At 72.1% G+C, this 16,563-nt stretch carries 11 protein-coding genes; 2 read left to right on the top strand and 9 right to left on the bottom strand.

Features of this window, described 5'->3' with window-relative positions; translation table 11 throughout:
• Positions 1 to 113 precede the first annotated feature (113 nt).
• The 4 genes from ACFZAX_RS17285 to ACFZAX_RS17300 form a co-directional block, all read right to left on the bottom strand.
• Positions 114 to 2,564, bottom strand: coding sequence for a [protein-PII] uridylyltransferase (locus ACFZAX_RS17285; RefSeq protein ID WP_390962412.1), 2,451 nt, complete (start codon positions 2,562 to 2,564; stop codon positions 114 to 116).
• 31 nt (positions 2,565 to 2,595) lie between these two features.
• On the bottom strand, positions 2,596 to 2,934 hold the full coding sequence (locus tag ACFZAX_RS17290) for a P-II family nitrogen regulator (RefSeq protein ID WP_299533529.1): 339 nt from the start codon (positions 2,932 to 2,934) through the stop codon (positions 2,596 to 2,598).
• The gene (locus tag ACFZAX_RS17295) at positions 2,931 to 4,280 is read right to left on the bottom strand and encodes an ammonium transporter (protein ID WP_390962414.1); all 1,350 of its coding nucleotides are present in this window, start codon (positions 4,278 to 4,280) and stop codon (positions 2,931 to 2,933) included. The genes ACFZAX_RS17290 and ACFZAX_RS17295 overlap by 4 nt, the downstream gene beginning before the upstream one ends.
• Before the next feature lie 407 nt (positions 4,281 to 4,687).
• On the bottom strand, positions 4,688 to 6,163 hold the full coding sequence (locus tag ACFZAX_RS17300) for a hypothetical protein (RefSeq protein ID WP_390962415.1): 1,476 nt from the start codon (positions 6,161 to 6,163) through the stop codon (positions 4,688 to 4,690).
• A gap of 451 nt (positions 6,164 to 6,614) precedes the next feature.
• Between ACFZAX_RS17300 and ACFZAX_RS17305 the strand changes: the two genes are divergently transcribed.
• Positions 6,615 to 7,262: a bifunctional DNA primase/polymerase gene (locus tag ACFZAX_RS17305; RefSeq protein ID WP_390962417.1), complete on the top strand. Its 648-nt coding sequence runs from the start codon at positions 6,615 to 6,617 to the stop codon at positions 7,260 to 7,262.
• Between the two features lie 82 nt (positions 7,263 to 7,344).
• On the opposite strand, the gene ftsY is transcribed toward ACFZAX_RS17305, so the two are convergent.
• The 5 genes from ftsY to ACFZAX_RS17330 form a co-directional block, all read right to left on the bottom strand.
• Complete coding sequence (gene ftsY / locus ACFZAX_RS17310; protein WP_390962419.1) at positions 7,345 to 8,547, bottom strand: signal recognition particle-docking protein FtsY; 1,203 nt, start codon at positions 8,545 to 8,547, stop codon at positions 7,345 to 7,347.
• Positions 8,548 to 8,759: 212 nt separating this feature from the next.
• Positions 8,760 to 10,178, bottom strand: coding sequence for a sugar porter family MFS transporter (locus ACFZAX_RS17315; protein ID WP_390962420.1), 1,419 nt, complete (start codon positions 10,176 to 10,178; stop codon positions 8,760 to 8,762).
• Between the two features lie 208 nt (positions 10,179 to 10,386).
• On the bottom strand, positions 10,387 to 14,121 hold the full coding sequence (locus tag ACFZAX_RS17320; RefSeq protein WP_390962421.1) for an AAA family ATPase: 3,735 nt from the start codon (positions 14,119 to 14,121) through the stop codon (positions 10,387 to 10,389).
• Between the two features lie 423 nt (positions 14,122 to 14,544).
• Positions 14,545 to 14,754 (bottom strand): hypothetical protein, encoded by a 210-nt coding sequence (locus tag ACFZAX_RS17325; protein ID WP_275491857.1) that lies wholly within the window; start codon positions 14,752 to 14,754, stop codon positions 14,545 to 14,547.
• Positions 14,755 to 15,191: 437 nt separating this feature from the next.
• Positions 15,192 to 15,473, bottom strand: coding sequence for an acylphosphatase (locus ACFZAX_RS17330; RefSeq protein WP_390962422.1), 282 nt, complete (start codon positions 15,471 to 15,473; stop codon positions 15,192 to 15,194).
• Between the two features lie 166 nt (positions 15,474 to 15,639).
• Between ACFZAX_RS17330 and ACFZAX_RS17335 the strand changes: the two genes are divergently transcribed.
• Positions 15,640 to 16,557 (top strand): CAP domain-containing protein, encoded by a 918-nt coding sequence (locus ACFZAX_RS17335; protein WP_390962423.1) that lies wholly within the window; start codon positions 15,640 to 15,642, stop codon positions 16,555 to 16,557.
• The last annotated feature ends 6 nt before the right edge of the window (positions 16,558 to 16,563 follow it).

Below are 16,563 nucleotides of genomic sequence, written 5' to 3' on the forward strand. Positions count from 1 at the left end.
GTATCCGGCCCGGACGAGCGGCCGTCCTCACCGGTGGCGATCGGTACGGAGCAGGGGCCGGCGGGCGAGGAGCGGCGGGCGGGGAGACGCGTGCCTCCCCGCCCGCCCGTCGCTCAGCGCAGGGCGGCCTCCAGCGACTTCGCCACCGTGGCGGCCTCCTCGTCGGAGAGGACCGTCCCGTCGGTACGCGTGACGTAGACGGTGTCCACCGCGTTGGCGCCGAGCGTCGCGACGTGGGCCGAGCGCACCCGTACCGCGCTGTCTTCCAGCGCCCGGCCGATCCGGTGCAGCAGCCCGGGGGCGTCCTGCGCCCGGACCTCGATGACCGTGGCCTGCCGGGAGGCGGCGGACGCGACCGTGACCCGGGGCGGCGGGGCCTTGATGCCGCGCCGCCGGGGATAGGCGGCCTCCCGTTCGGCGAGGCGGGCCTGGATGTCGAGCGCCCCGTCGAGCACCCGCAGCAGGTCGGCGCGGAGACGGGAAACCTGGGGCAGCGAGCCGTACTCGGCGGCCACCCGCCAGCTCAGCAGCAGCAGGTCTGCCGATTCGCCCAGCTCGGTGGGGAGCTCGACGGCGCGCAGATCGGCGGCGCGGACGGTGAGGCGGTGCAGGGCGAGCACCCCCGCGACGGCGGGCAGGACGCCGGGCCGGTCCGGCAGCGCGATGAGGAGTTCGACGCCGACCGGGCCCGGTTCGCCCGACTCGGAGGGCGGTTCGGGCCGGGTGTGCAGGGCGAGGACGGGCTCGCGGGTGCGCAGCGCCTCGACGGCGAGGCGTTCCTGCTCGGCGTCGGGGACGGCGGGTCCGGGGTCGGCGGGCGCCTCTCCGGCCAGTACGGCGGCCACCCGCCGGACGAGGTCGTCGACGAGGGAGGCGCGCCAGGTGCTCCAGGCGGCGGGTCCGGTGGCCAGCGCGTCGGCCTCGGTGAGCGCGTGCAGCAGTTCCAGGGTGGAGAGGGAGCCGACCGCCTCGGCGACCGCGGTGACGGTGTCGGGGTCGTCCAGGTCGCGGCGGGTCGCGGTCTCGATGAGCAGCAGGTGCTGCCGTACGAGGGTGGCGATGACGGCGACGTCGGCCTTGTCGAAGCCGATGCGGGTGGCCATGTCGCGGGCGATGACCTCGCCCGCGACGGAGTGGTCCCCGGGCCAGCCCTTGCCGATGTCGTGCAGCAGGGCGGCGACCAGCAGCAGGTCGGGGCGCCCGACCCGGCGGGTCAGGGAGGCGGCGCGGACGGCCGTCTCGACGAGGTGGCGGTCGACGGTCCAGGTGTGGACGGCGTTGCGCTGGGGCCGGCAGTGGACCCGTTCCCAGTCGGGCAGCAGCCGGGTGACGATGCCCTCGGCTTCGAGTGCCTCCCACACCGCGACGGTCGCCTCGCCCGCGCCGAGCAGGGTGACCAGCTCCTCACGGGCCTCGGGGGGCCAGGGTACGGAGAGGGGCGCCGCCGCTCCGGCGAGGTGGCGTACGAGGTGGCGGGAGAGCGGGAGCCCGGACTCGGCGGCGGCAGCCGCCGCCCGCAGGGTCAGCACGGGATCGCGCTCGGGGCGCGCGGAACGGGCGAGGACGACCTCGCCGTCCGCCTCGACGACCCCTTCGGCGAGCGGGGTGCGTTCGGGGGCGGGTTTGGCGCCGCCGAGCATGGCGCGGAGCCGGGGGCGCATCGAGCGGGCGCGCAGCACGCGGTCGACCTCGCGCCAGGTGACGTCGGAGGCGTACGAGACGGTGCGGGCGGCCTCGTACACCTGGCGGAGCAGGGCGTCGGCGTCGAGCAGGCCGAGCGCGGCGGCGACCTGGTCCTGTTCCTGGAGGGCGAGCCGGTCGGTGGCCCGTCCGGTCACGAGGTGCAGGGCGTCGCGGGTGTCGAGGAGGACGCGGCGGGCTTCGACGAGCCCTTCGCGGGGGGCGTCGGCCACCCAGGAGGCGGCGACGGCGCGCAGGGCGGTGGCGTCGCGGAGGCCGCCGCGGGCCTCCTTGAGGTCGGGTTCGAGGAGGAACTGGAGCTCGCCCATGCGTTCGGCCCGTTCCTGGCAGAGCTCGTGGAGGGCGGGCAGCCGCTTGGGGGCCTGGTTGCGCCAGTCGGCGAGGACGTGGGTGCGCAGGGCGGTGACGAGGCCCACGTCGCCGGCGACCGCTCGGGCGTCCAGCAGGCCGAGGTGGACCTTGAGGTCGTCGGCGGCGGCCTTGCGGGCCTCCGCCGGGGTGCGGACGGAGTGGTCGAGTGCGAGGCCCAGGTCCCAGACGGGGTACCAGATGCGGTCCGCCAGGACGGAGAGGGCCGCGGCGTCGGCCGAACCGTCGTGCAGCAGGAGGAGGTCGAGGTCGCTGCGCGGGGAGAGTTCGCCCCGGCCGTAGCCGCCGACCGCGACGAGGGCGGCGCCGCGTACCCCCGCGTGCTCGGCGGCGGCCGTGAAGAGGGCGTTCAGCCAGTCGTCGGTGAGGCCGGCCAGGGCCGAACGGCGCGGCGGCCCGGACCGCGTCTCCTGCTGGAGGAGGCGCAGCCGGGCCGCCGCGTAGCCGCTGGGTCCCGAGTCTTCGGATTCGGTGGTCACTTCGGTACTCGTCACCCAGTTGCCTTTCGTTGCACGGGCGTCGGTGTCAGAGAGCGTCCGGGCCGCGTTCGCCGGTCCGTACCCGGACCGCCGTGTCGACCGGCACGCTCCAGACCTTGCCGTCACCGATCTTGCCGGTCCGGGCGGCCTTCACGACGACGTCGATGAGCTGTTCGGAGTCCTCGTCCTCGACCAGGACCTCGATGCGGATCTTCGGTACGAGGTCGACGGTGTACTCGGCACCGCGGTAGACCTCGGTGTGGCCGCGCTGGCGTCCGTAGCCACTGGCCTCGGTCACCGTCAGCCCCTGGACGCCGAAGGCCTGGAGGGCCTCCTTGATCTCGTCCAGCCGGTGGGGCTTCACGACCGCCGTGATGAGCTTCATGCGTCCACCTTCTTGTTCGGAGCTGCCGGGGTGTCCAGGACCGGTGCCGCGGTACGGGAGGCCGCACCCCCGCCGGCTCCGCTGAAGTCGTAGGCGGTCTCGGCGTGCTCGACCTGGTCGATGCCGGAGATCTCGTCGTCCTCGGTGACCCGCATTCCGATCGTCTTGTCGACGAGGAAGGCGAGGACCGCGGACACCACCAGAGAGTAGGCCAGGACCGAGAAGACTCCTACGGCCTGCTTGCCGAGCTGGTCGAGCCCGCCGCCGTAGAAGAGGCCCTTGGCGTCGGACTGGACGCCGCCGGTGGCGAAGAAGCCGATGAGCAGCGAGCCGACGACACCGCCGACGAGGTGGACGCCGACGACGTCGAGCGAGTCGTCGTAGCCGAACTTGTACTTCAGGCCGACCGCCATGGCGCACAGGACACCGGCGATGGCGCCGACGGCGATGGCACCGAGCGGGCTGACCGCGCCGCCCGAGGGGGTGATGGCGACGAGTCCGGCGACGGCGCCGGAGGCGGCACCGAGGGTGGTGAAGGAGCCGTGGCGCAGCTTCTCGTAACCGAGCCAGGCGAGCATCGCGGCGGCGGTGGCGACCTGCGTGTTGACGAACATCACGGCGCCCACGCCGTCGTCGTTGCCGAGCCAGGAGCCGGCGTTGAAGCCGAACCAGCCGAACCACAGGAGACCGGCGCCGAGCATGACGAGCGGCAGGCTGTGCGGGCGCATCGGGTCACGCTTGAAGCCGACGCGCTTGCCGATCACGAGGATCACGCCGAGGGCCGCGGCACCGGCGTTGATGTGGACGGCCGTACCGCCGGCGAAGTCGATGACGCCCAGCTCGAAGAGCCAGCCGCCGGCGCCCCAGACCCAGTGGGCGACCGGGAAGTAGACCACGGTGACCCAGAGGGTGATGAAGAGCGCCCAGGCGGTGAACTTCACGCGGTCGGCGAGGGCGCCGCTGATCAGTGCGGGGGTGATGATGGCGAACATCAGCTGGAAGACGGCGAAGACGTACACCGGGATGGTGTAGCCGTCCCAGAGCTCGGTCAGACCGATGCCGCTGAGTCCGACGTAGTCGGAGGACCAGCCGATGAGGGAGCCGGAGTCGGTGCCGAACGCGAGGCTGAATCCGTAGAGCACCCACAGGATCGTCACGATCCCGAGGCTGATGAAGCTCATCATCAGCATGTTCAGGCTGCTCTTGACGCGGACCATGCCTCCGTAGAAGAAGGCCAGGGCCGGGGTCATGAGCATCACCAGGGCCGAGCAGATGAGCATGAACCCGGTGTTGGCGGCAGACAGCTGAGGGGTGTCTGCGGCAAGCGTCGTGATGCCTGGGGGCATCGGCGTCTCCTCGTCGTCGGAGCGGCCGCGGCGTGCGGGGGAAGGCTGCGGGACCACTGGGAAAAGGTGCGGTTCCTTATGCGCCATGAGATTGGCGGAGCACCGTTTCCACGGATGCCGCTCGGTGTTTCGCCGCAGTGACGAAGCCGCCGGGAGTGTTACGTCGGCATGAACCCGGAGCGACGTAACCGGTGTCCCGCCTACCATGCGGTCCATGCCGCATACGGTGCGGTTGAAGTCCCGCGACACGCGAACCGGCCACGGCGACCCTCTGCGACCTGGCACCGGAGAGCCCGGCCGGTGGTGCGGGGTGGTCGCCGCGGCCGGTGGGCGCGGGGTCCGGGGCGTGCGTCGAAAGTCCCGCCCGTCCGGCGGGCGGGCGGCACTCCTTCCGACTCGCCCCCTGGTCAGACCGCTTCGGCGGTCTCCGGCAGCTGCTCGCTGAGCACCTCGGTGAGGTGCGCGACGTCGGCCACGTCACCGAAGTCCCTGGCAGCGGCGTCGACGGTCTTGCGCAGACGGGTGTTGACGCGTTCGGAGCGGACCTTCTTGGCGACTTCCAGCGCCTGGCCGGCCAGCACCGTGGCCTGCTCGGGCTCGCGCTGGAGCAGGTGGACGGTGGCCATGCCGATGAGATTGAGCGCGTAACTGCGGTAGTGCTCGTCGTCCTCGGCGAAGAGCTTGACGGCCTTGGCCATGACGGGTTCGGCGAGCGAGGCGTACGTGGGGCTGCGGCCGGCGACATAGGCCAGGTCACGGTAGGAGTGGGCGTTCTCGCCGTGGAGCTCGGCATCGGAGAAGAACTTGATCCAGTCGGGCTCGGGCCCGCCGTCCAGACCCGCGTCGAGGAAGGTGTCCTCGGCCATGCGGACCGCGCGCTTGCACTTTCCGGGCTGGCCCATGTTGGCGTAGGCGCGGGCCTCCATCGCATACAGCATCGCCTGGGTGCGGGCCGTCGCGCATTCACGGCTGCCGTACTGGGCGAGGTGGATGAGTTCCAGGGCGTCGTCCGGGCGGCCGAGGTGGATCATCTGGCGGCTCATGCTGGAGAGGATGTACGAGCCGAGCGACTTGTCGCCGGCCTCCTTCGCCGCGTGCAGGCCGAGGACGAAGTACTTCTGCGCGGTGGGCTGGAGACCGACGTCGTAGCTCATCCACCCCGCCAGCTCGGCGAGTTCGGCGGCGCATCTGAAGAGCCGGACCGCGGTGGCGGTCGGCTGGGGCTCCTGCAACAGGTCGGTGACCTCGTGGAGTTGGCCGACGACGGCCTTGCGGCGAAGTCCCCCGCCGCACTGCGCGTCCCACTGGCGGAACATCGCCGTGGTGGACTCCAGCAGGTCGAGTTCGGGTTTGGAGAGGCGGGACGGGCGGCGGGCGGCCGAGGGCGACTCGGGTTCGGCCGGCCCGACGGGCGTCACGGGCACCAGCCAGCGCTGCATGGGCTCGATCAGCGCGGGTCCCGCCGCGAGCTGGAGCGAGGAGCCGAGGAAGCCGCGGCGGGCGAGCATCAGGTCGCTGCGGGAGAACTCGCTGAGCAGGGCGACGGTCTGCGGGCCGGCCCAGGGCAGGTCCACCCCGGACACGGAGGGCGACTGGTGGGCGGTCCTCAGTCCGAGGTCCTCCACGGCGACGACGCTGCCGAAGCGCTCCGAGAAGAGCTCGGACAGGATGCGGGGGATCGGCTCGCGGGGCTGTTCGCCGTCGAGCCAGCGCCGCACGCGCGAGGTGTCGGTGCTGATGTGGTGGGCGCCCATCTGGCCGGCCCGCCGGTTGACCTGGCGCGCGAGCTCGCCCTTGGACCAGCCGCTGCGCACGAACCATGATCCCAATTGCGCGTTGGGGCGCTTTCCGGCATTCGTATCGCCTGCGCCACTGCCACTCACCGGTACGCCCCCCACTCTCGCCGAAACCTCTTCGCGCGAACCTCTGCCCAGCAAAGGGCTGTCCCAGAATGCCGTAACCAGGTACCGCCCGTACGGAAGTTGCCCGTCGTCGAACAAGAAATCGGGTTGCCACCGGCATACCCGTGGGTGCTCATACTTCCAGAGTCCGTGTACCGACGGTAATCCTACGATCACCCTTGCCGCGAGGGCGAATTCAGAAACGCCACCATTCGCCACCCCCTCGCTCGAACCCGTCCGCGGCGAGGCGCGCTTGACTTGACAGGCGCCGAACAACAGGGGCGCGAAGGAGTGTTCAGGGTGGTGCGGATCGGCTCGCACCACCTCCCAGCGCTCCAGTGCGCCGCCCATTCGGGGCGACCACGGGCGGGCCGCGGGACCGCGGGGCCCGCCGTCACGTAACCATCGGCGCGTCGGACCCGTTGGAGGGGGCATGGGCTTCACGATCGGCGGCATCCGCGAGCGGCGATCCGGGTCGCGGCGACGCGAGCGCACGGCCGGGAGTACGGCCGTGGCGGAGTACACGGGGCTGTGGGGTTGGGCCGTACGCCCCGGGGCCCGCGCACGGACCGGCTCCTGTTCCTGCGGCGACCGCCGCTGCGCCGCACCCGGCGCCCATCCGCTGGAGTCCGCCCGCGAAGTTCCCGCCGGAGCCTCCCTGGACGACGCGGCGTGCGCCTGGGCCGAGGTCCCGGGAGCCTCGATGATGCTGCCGGTGGGCCGGGCCTTCGACATCCTGGAAGTGGCGGAGGCGGCCGGCCGGCGGGCGCTGGTCCGGCTGGAGCGGATGGGGCTGCCGCTCGGCCCGGTGGCGGTGACCCCGGACGGCCGGGCCCAGTTCTTCGTCGCCCCCGGAGCCGCCGCCCAGCTTCCGGAGCTGCTGTACCGGATGGGCTGGGACGACGCCCCGCTGGACCTGCGCGCCCTCGGGCCGGGCACCCACATCACGGCGCCGCCCTGCGACCTCGGCGGCCTCGGCCCGGTCCGCTGGCTGCGCCCCCCGGCCCTGGGCACGGCGGCCGCTCCCCCGCCGGCCCGGCTGCTGCTGGGCACCCTGGCGTACAGCTGCCACCGCACCTGAGGCCACGGGAGAACGCCGATGGGCGGCGGCCCCCGGTCGGGGACCGCCGCCCATCGGCGTGCGTGCGGGACACGGAGAACGGTCAGTCGCCGATCAGCGCGTCCACGAAGGCGCCCGGCTCGAACGGGGCCAGGTCGTCCGGCCCCTCGCCGAGCCCGATGAGCTTCACCGGGACGCCGAGCTCGCGCTGGACGGCGATGACGATGCCGCCCTTGGCCGTGCCGTCGAGCTTGGTCAGGACGATGCCGGTGATGTCCACGACCTCGGCGAAGACCCGGGCCTGGACCAGACCGTTCTGGCCGGTGGTGGCGTCGAGCACCAGCAGGACCTCGTCGAGCGGGCCGTGCTTCTCCACGACGCGCTTGACCTTGCCGAGCTCGTCCATCAGGCCGGTCTTGGTATGCAGCCGCCCGGCCGTGTCGATGAGCACGACGTCCGCGCCCTCGGCGATGCCTTCCTTCACGGCGTCGAAGGCGATCGACGCGGGGTCGCCGCCCTCGGGGCCGCGTACCGTACGCGCTCCGACGCGCTCGCCCCAGGTCTGGAGCTGGTCGGCGGCGGCGGCGCGGAAGGTGTCGGCCGCGCCGAGGACCACGCTGCGGCCGTCCGCCACGAGCACGCGGGCGAGCTTGCCGGTGGTGGTGGTCTTGCCGGTGCCGTTGACGCCGACGACCATGACGACGCCCGGGGTCTCGGCGCCGCCCTCGGTCTTGACCTCGCGGTCGAAGTCGGGGCCCAGCAGGGCGATCAGCTCTTCACGCAGCAGCGCGCGGAGCTCCTCGGACGTACGGGTACCGAGCACCCGGACGCGTTCGCGCAGCCGCTCGACGAGCTCCTGGGTGGGGGCGACGCCGACGTCGGCGGTGAGGAGGGTGTCCTCGATCTCCTCCCAGGTGTCCTCGTCGAGGTTGTCCCGGGACAGGAGCGTGAGCAGCCCCTTGCCGAGGGAGTTCTGCGAGCGGGCGAGCCGGGCCCGGAGCCGTACGAGACGGCCCGCGGTGGGCTCGGGGACGTCGAGGGCGGGGGCCTCCTCGGCGGCGGACGGAGCCTCGCCGACGGGGGCCTCGGTGCCCGGGGTCCCGGCCTCCTCGATGGTGCGCCGCGCTTCGTCGCGCGGCGCCTCGGACTCCTCACCGACACGGGGTTCGGCGGGAGGAGTGATGGTCGGCGTGCTCGACGGCGCCGAGGGCGGCAGCTGCTTCTTCTTGCGGCTGCTGACCACGAGCCCGCTGATCAGGCCGACAGCGACCAGGGCGATGACTACAGCAAGGATGAGGATTTCCATAACCCGTCCAGTATCGGCCACGAGCGGGGCACGGGAGCTGCCTCGGACGACCCCTTCGCATCCGATGTGCCACTTTGCACCTTTTGGCCGTCATGGGGTGAGCGGGGACACGGCGCCCGGACCGCGCCGGGAACGCCGCTGCCCCGGCCGGAGCCGGGGCAGCGGGGAGAGCGCGGGCGGGCGGTGCGGGCGGGTGGCCCGTCGAGGGGCGGTCAGCCCATCTCCTCCAGGGCCTTGCCCTTGGTCTCCTTCACGAACAGCACCACGAAGGGGATCGAGAGGGCGGCGAAGCAGGTGTAGATGATGTACGTCGCGGAGAGGTTCCAGTCCGCCAGGCTCGGGAAGCTCGCGGTGATCGCCCAGTTCGCGATCCACTGCGCGGACGCCGCGACACCCAGGGCCGCCGCACGGATGCGGTTGGGGAACATCTCGCCGAGGAAGACCCAGACGATGACACCCCAGGAGAGGGCGAAGAAGAGCACGAAGACGTGGGCGGCGATCAGCGCCACGGTGCCCTCGGTGTTGGGCAGCTTCCCGTCGACCAGCTTGGCGGAGAAGGCCCACGCCTCGAAGGCCAGGGCGATGGCCATGCCGACGGAGCCGGTGAGGGCGAGCGGCTTGCGGCCCACCCGGTCGACCAGGACCATCGCGATGACCGTACCGATGATGTTCACGATCGAGGTCGTGAACGAGTAGAAGAACGAGTCCGTCGGATCGATGCCGACCGACTGCCACAGCGTCGCCGAGTAGTAGAAGGCGACGTTGATGCCGACGAGCTGCTGGAAGATCGACAGCCCGATACCGACCCAGACGATCGGCAGGAAGCCGAAGCGGCTGCCCAGCAGGTCCTTGAAGGAGGACTTGTGCTCGCGGTGCATCGCCGTCTGGATCTCGGTGACGCGGGCGTCCAGGTCGACGTTCTTCCCCTCCACCTCGGAGAGGATCTTGCGGGCCCGGTCCTTCTTGCCGACCGAGATCAGATAGCGGGGCGACTCCGGGATGGCGAAGGAGAGCAGCCCGTACAGGACCGCGGGCACCACCATCACGCCGAGCATCCACTGCCAGGCCTCCAGCCCGCCGATCTTGCCGCGCTGGTCGCCGTCGGCGATCTGGAGGATGCCGTAGTTGACCAGCTGCGAGATGGCGATGCCGATGACGATCGCGGCCTGCTGGAAGGAGCCGAGCCGGCCGCGGTAGGCGGGCGGCGAGACCTCGGCGATGTAGGCGGGGCCGATGACGGAGGCCATGCCGATGCCGAAGCCGCCGATGATGCGCCACATCGCCAGGTCCCAGAGCGCGAAGGGGAGCGCCGAACCCACCGCGCTGATCGTGAAGAGCACCGCGGCGATCTGCATGCACCGGATACGGCCGATGCGGTCGGCGATGCGTCCCGCGGTCGCTGCGCCGATGGCGCAGCCGATCAGGGCGATGGCGATGACCTGGGCGAGGGTTCCCGACCCGATGTCGTACCGGTCGCGGATGGCTTCGACGGCGCCGTTGATCACCGAGCTGTCGTAGCCGAACAGGAAGCCGCCCATCGCGGCGGCGGCCGTGATGAAGATGACGTGCCCGATGTGGTCCGGGTGAGCCCCCCTGGCTCCGGACTCCGGTCCTTGCACTCTGCTGGTCACATGAACTCCTGGTGCCTGCCCGCAATGTCAGACGTGGATGGATGAGCCCTTTAAGTGGCGCATACGAAACAGTTCGCCACCACTTGAATACGCAGCGGATGCGCCGGTGATCATCCGTTCGCTCGTCGAATTCGGGCGCGTACGGAAGTCGACACCTACCCGGAGATCCTCCATTCGCGTGAAGCAGCCCGGGGAATTGAGTGAAGATTCAGCGAAGACGCTGACTGATGACTTTCGATACACCGTCACCCTGCATGGAAACCCCGTACAGCGCGTCGGCGACCTCCATCGTCCGCTTCTGATGCGTGATCACGATCAGCTGGGAACTCTCCTGGAGTTCTTCCATGATGCGGATGAGCCGCTGGAGATTGGTGTCGTCGAGAGCCGCTTCCACCTCGTCCATCACGTAGAACGGGCTCGGCCTGGCCTTGAAGATGGCGACCAGCAGGGCCACCGCCGTCAGGGACCGCTCACCGCCGGAGAGCAGCGACAGCCGCTTCACCTTCTTGCCCGGCGGGCGTGCCTCCACGTCGACGCCGGTGGTGAGCATGTGCTCGGGATCGGTGAGGATCAGCCGTCCGTCACCCCCCGGGAAGAGCCGGGAGAAGACGCCCTCGAACTCCCGGGCGGTGTCCCGGTACGCCTCGGTGAAGACCCGCTCGACCCGCTCGTCGACCTCCTTGACCACCTGGAGGAGGTCGGCCCGGGTCTTCCTCAGGTCGTCGAGCTGCTCGGCGAGGAACTGGTGCCGCTCCTCCAGGGCGGAGAACTCCTCCAGTGCGAGCGGATTCACCTTTCCGAGTTGCTGGTAGGCCCGTTCGGCCGACTTCAGCCGCTTCTCCTGCTCGGCCCGGACGAAGGGACGGGGCTGGTTGCGCGGGTGCTCCGGGTCCTCGGGCAGCTCCTCGCCCTCGGCCGGGGGCGACGGGGGCACCGGCTGGTCGGGGCCGTACTCGGTCTCCAGCACCGTCGGCTCCACCCCCAGCTCCTCCAGCGCCTTCGCCTCCAGCTGTTCCACACGCATCCGCTTCTCGGCGCCCAGCACCTCGCCCCGGTGGACCGAGTCGGTGAGCTTGTCCAGCTCCCCCTTGAGGTCCCGGCCCTCGGCGCGGGCGGCGAAGAGCGCGTTCTCCCCCTCGGCCTTCGCCGCCTCGGCCGCCGTGCGCTCCTCCTGCGCCCGTACGACGGACACCTCGACGTGCGCGAGCAGCTGGCGGGCGCCCGAGGCCACGGCCGCGGCCACCGATGCCTCGTGGCGGAGCCGGGCGCGGCGCTGCTCGGCGCGGGCGCGGGCCTCGCGTTCGGCCCTGGCTCCCCGGTCGAGGGAGTCGGCCCGGCCCGCGAGGCCCTTCACCCGCTCCTCGTGGGTCCGGACCTGGAGGCGGGCCTCCATCTCGGTCTGGCGGGCGTTGGCACCGTCCGCCGCGAGCCGGTCGCGCCGCGCGGTGTCCGGCTCCTCCTCCAGGGGTGCCTCCTCGGCGACCAGCAGCCGTTCGGCCAGCACCTCGGCCTCCTCGGTGGCGCGCTCCAGCGCCTCCTGGGCGCGGGCGGCGGAGGAGGCGGTCCGTTCGGCCTCGCCCGCCGCGCCCCGGGCCTGTCCGGCGAGCCGGCCGAGTTGCTGGGCCACCTGGGACTTCTCCCGGTCCGCCGTCCTGCGTCGCTCCTCCAGCGCCTCGACGCGGGCGGCGGCTTCCTTGCGCCGCTCGCCCGCCAGGCGCTGGGCCTCGGCGAGTTCCCCGCAGCGCACGACGAGCGCGTCCAACTCGGCGGCGGCCTCGTCCACGGAGGCCTGCACCTCCAGCAGGCTGGGCGCCCCGGCGGAGCCGCCGTGCGCGAAATGGGCGGAGAGCACATCGCCCTCGCCGGTGACGGCGGTGAGTCCCGGTTCGGCGGCGACGAGCCGCTCGGCGTCCTCCAGCGTCTCCACCACGACCATGTCCCGGGTCAGCGTCCGTACGGCCTCCATGAGCCCGCCCCGCGCGCGCACGAGCACGGCGACCGGCCGGGCGGTGCCGGTACGGACACCCGTGCCGGGGTCGTACGTCCCCGTCCCCGCGCCGTCGGACTCACCGGGGGACGCGGACACTGCGGCGGCCGACGCGACGGCGGCGGCCTGCGGGGGAACTCCGGCCGGCCGCCCCGGCGCATGGTCGCCGCCCTGGGCCGGAACCCGCCCGGCTTCCCCGTCCGCGCCACCGGACGGCTCCGGGTCCGCCAGCGGCTCCGTACCCCCGAGCAGCAGTGCGGCGCGGCCCGCGTCCCGCGCGCGCAGCAGCCGGATCGCCTCGGCGGCCGTCGCGGTCCCGGTCACCGCGACCGCGTCGGCCGCCGCTCCGAGTGCGGCGGCCACCGCCACCTCGTACCCGGGCTCCACGTCGAGGAGGCGGGACGCCGGTCCGAGCAGTCCGGCCAGCCGGTCTCCCGCACCGAGCAGCACTCCGGTGCCGTCCTTGCGGCGCAGCCCGAGCGCGAGGGCGTCGCGGCGGGCCGCGGTGGCGGCCCGGCCCCGTTCCGCCTCGGTCGCGGCGTCGCGCGCCACGCCGTGCGCGGTCTGCGCCGCCGCGAGGTCCCGCCGCACGTTCGCGTGCTCGTCGGCCAACCGGTCGTCGTCCGCGTCGAGTCCGTCGACCTCGGCCTTGAGCTGCTCGTACTCCTCCTGAGCCGCGGCGGCCCGTTCCCGCGCTCCGTCACGGGAGTCGGCGAGCCGGTCGATCTCGGCCTGGGCGGCGGCGGCCCGGCCGCGGGCGGCGTTGACCTGGCCGCCGAGGCGGGCGAGGCCTTCCCTGCGGTCCGCCAGGGCCCGCGCGGCGTCCTTGAGCCGACGCTCTTCGGACGCCAGTTCGCGTTCCAGCTCGGACCGGTGGGCGGCGGTGTCCTCCAGCGCGTGTTCCGCGGCCTCCAGGGCGGCGGTCAGCTCCGCTTCCTGCTCGCGGATCCGGGCGGCCTCGCGCTCCATCTCCTCGGGGTCCCGTCCGCGCCGCTCCTCCTCCGGTGCGGTGGCGGCGCTCTTCACCCGGGCGTCGGCGAGCGAGACCGTGCCTCTGACCCGTTCGGCCAGTTGCGACAGCTCGTACCAGCTCTGCTGGGCGCGTTGGAGGCGCGGGGCGAGGCGGCGGACCTCGTCCTCCAGCCCGGTCTCGCGGGCCAGCGCCTCCTTGAGGCGCGCCTCGGCGGACTCCTTGCGGCGTTTCAGCTCGGCCTCGTCCGCGATCTCCTCGCGCAGCGCGTTCCGCAGGGTCACCAGGTCGTCCGCGAGCAGCCGCAGCCGTGCGTCGCGCAGGTCGGCCTGGATGACCGCGGCCCGCCGGGCGACGGCGGCCTGCCGGCCGAGTGGCTTGAGCTGTCTGCGGAGTTCCTCGGTGAGGTCCTGGACGCGGGCGAGGTTGGCGCCCATCGCGTCGAGTTTCCGCAGCGCCTTCTCCTTGCGCCTGCGGTGCTTGAGGACCCCGGCCGCTTCCTCGATGAACGCCCTGCGGCCCATCGGGTCGGCGTGCAGGACGGAGTCCAACTGACCCTGGCCGACGATGACATGCATCTCGCGGCCGATGCCCGAGTCGGAGAGGAGTTCCTGGATGTCGAGCAGCCGGCAGGTGTCGCCGTTGATCTGGTACTCGCTGCCGCCGTTGCGGAACATGATCCGCGTGATCGTCACCTCGGCGTACTCGATGGGCAGCGCGCCGTCCGAGTTGTCGATGGTCAGCGAGACTTCGGCGCGGCCGAGCGGCGGACGGCCGGTCGTCCCGGCGAAGATCACGTCCTCCATCTTCCCGCCGCGCAGCGATTTGGCCCCTTGTTCGCCCATGACCCAGGAGAGCGCATCCACCACATTGGACTTGCCCGACCCGTTGGGGCCGACGACACAGGTGATCCCCGGCTCGAAGCGCAGCGTGGTGGCGGAAGCGAACGACTTGAAACCGCGCAGGGTCAGGGCCTTGAGGTGCACGCCGCCGGACTCTACCTTTCGCACCCGGTTTCACCGCTGAGGGTGCAGGGCACATCTGACGTTAACCGCACCCCTGATCACCCCGGGAGAAGGGATGCGCGGCAGGGGAACGTGACGGGGGCGGGCCGGGTGCACGAGGTGACGCCGGTTGACACACGCCGACACACGTCGACGCGAGGGGGAAGAAAGAAGGGACGCCGAAGCGTCCCTTGGTGAAGCGTGGAGCGTCTGCGAACCCGCCCTCGGGCGAGATTCCGTGGTGCGGGTCCACGGATCGTCCGCACTGCGGACCAGTGGCCGGACAGCCGTGATCACGGACGATCACGAAGTCCGGTACCGCCGATCCGCGGTGGAGAGATCCAGACATGCTCCCGGGCCGCCGATGGAGAACGCGGGCCCGGCCGGCCCCCTGCGGGCGACCGGTCAGGTCAGAGCGGGCTCTGCCTGGGGTACATCGATGTCGATGCTGTCGAGCAGCGACTGGTGCTGGGCGGCGGCGTTGAGCGCGTCGTTCTCGTCCTGGATCCGTACGAGCTCGGATTCCAGGTCCTGGACGCGCTTCTGGAGCCGTCGCATCTCGGCGAGGAGTCGCGGGTCGGAACCGCCGACGTAACCGAGAAGCGCCTTTGCCATGATGGATGGTCCTCCACACTGAGTGACCGACCGAAGCGGTGTGGGTCGTGAGGGAATCGCACCCGCGGTGCCCGGCAGTGCTCTTGTCATCACTGCGGTTGCTGCGGAAACAGCCCTGTCGAACAGCTGAGGTGCGCGGGGATTTCAGAGTCTCACCAAAAAGTTTGACGGTCAACACGATCACACCCCGTGGGCGTCGCCATCCCCCGGGTGGACCGTCCGGCGATCACGCGGACCGCCACCGCCGGGCGATCGCCGAGCCCCGGCGATCTTGGCCAACCGGGTAGCTTCGCATGCCCGGAAGCCTTTGGCAACAGCGGGGCACCCCTGGACTCCGCCGCAGGTCACTCCGGGTGCCACCACCCCGGCACGCACCACGGCGGAGCGTCGTCGGCACCGTTCGGAGGGCGCCCCGAACCCGGCACCCCGCACGCCGGTCACCGGATGGCGAACCCGTCGTAGCCGCCGCGCGGCGTGTCCCAGATCTCAGTGACTCCGTCCACGCGCCCGGGCGTGTCGTCGGAGCGCAGCCACCCCAGCAGACGGTGGCAATTCTCACGTGCTCCCTCGGCGACGACCTGGACCCTGCCGTCGTCCAGATTGAGGGCGAAGCCGACCAGCCCGCCGATCTCCAAAGCGTTTGCCCTGGTGAACCAGCGGAACCCTACTTGCTGTACTCGGCCGCGTACCCACACCACGAGTCGTGCATCTTCGCTCATACGGGAACGCTAACCGGACCGGGCCGCCCGAAGCCTCTCGCGGCCGATCCGTCATGGCGTACAGTCCGGTCGCAATGACCTCACCCCATCGGGTGAGCACCACGGACTCGGCGCCGCCCCCGGAGACCTCGCGGGCGGCCCGAACGGCATGAGGAAGGCACAGCGCATGGGACGCCACCGACGATCCGCCGCAGGCCCCGCCGCTGACGAAACCGCCCCTGTGCCCTCCGGAGGACGGCATGGCGGCGGTGCCCGCCGGACGAAGCGCCGGGTGCCCCTGCCGATACGCGCCGGGCTGCTCGGGGTCTCCGCGGCGGTGGCGGTGGGCGCGGTCGCGGCCGCCTCGGGCATGCTCCCGGGCGGAGCGACGTACGGCCTGAGCGACAGCCCGCACGCCGACCGCGCCGACTCCGCAGGCGCCCCGGACCTGCTCACGCAGGGCACCGCGAGCGCCGAACCGACGGGCCGTACCGCGGCGGCCACCCCGGCGAGCCGGGGCAGCGAGCGCCCCGGTGCCCCCGCGAAGCCGGCCTCGCCCTCCGCCTCGGCGTCACCCACGGAGAAGACCGTGAGCCCGACGCCTTCGCCCACGCCCTCCGTGACGAGGACGACCGCCGCCCCGGCCCCGACGAAGTCCGCCGCCCCCGCGGCACCGGCGCCCACCACCCCGGCGTCCCGCGCGACCGAGGACCCGAAGCCGGCCGCCGGCACCTCCGTCCAGACGCAGGTGCTGACCCTGGTCAACCAGGAGCGGGCGAAGGTCGGCTGCAGCCCGCTGACCCTCAGCTCCCCGCTGACCTCGCTGGCCCAGAGCTTCAGCCAGGACATGGCGGCCCGTGACTTCTTCGACCACACGGACCCCGACGGCGACACCCCCTGGGACCGCGCGGCAACGGCCGGGATCACCGGCCTCGGCGGGGAGAACATCGCCCGCGGCCAGGCGGACGCCCAGGCCGTGATGGACAGCTGGATGAACAGCGAAGGCCACCGGGCAAACATTCTCAACTGCGATTACACGACCATGGGTCTCGGCGTCTACATCGCCGACGGCGGCCCGTGGTGGACGCAGGACTTCGGCTTCTGAGAAGCC

This window comes from Streptomyces sp. NPDC008125, from assembly GCF_042957125.1.
Classification (GTDB): domain Bacteria; phylum Actinomycetota; class Actinomycetes; order Streptomycetales; family Streptomycetaceae; genus Streptomyces.

Excerpts from the sequence above, each read along its gene's own strand:
- ACFZAX_RS17290 (WP_299533529.1), bottom strand. The coding sequence starts at position 2,934 with ATGAAGCTCATCACGGCGGTCGTGAAGCCCCACCGGCTGGACGAGATC.
- ACFZAX_RS17295 (WP_390962414.1), bottom strand. The coding sequence starts at position 4,280 with ATGCCCCCAGGCATCACGACGCTTGCCGCAGACACCCCTCAGCTGTCT.
- ACFZAX_RS17305 (WP_390962417.1), top strand. The coding sequence starts at position 6,615 with ATGGGCTTCACGATCGGCGGCATCCGCGAGCGGCGATCCGGGTCGCGG.
- ftsY (WP_390962419.1), bottom strand. The coding sequence starts at position 8,547 with ATGGAAATCCTCATCCTTGCTGTAGTCATCGCCCTGGTCGCTGTCGGC.
- ACFZAX_RS17325 (WP_275491857.1), bottom strand. The coding sequence starts at position 14,754 with ATGGCAAAGGCGCTTCTCGGTTACGTCGGCGGTTCCGACCCGCGACTC.
- ACFZAX_RS17330 (WP_390962422.1), bottom strand. The coding sequence starts at position 15,473 with ATGAGCGAAGATGCACGACTCGTGGTGTGGGTACGCGGCCGAGTACAG.
- ACFZAX_RS17335 (WP_390962423.1), top strand. The coding sequence starts at position 15,640 with ATGGGACGCCACCGACGATCCGCCGCAGGCCCCGCCGCTGACGAAACC.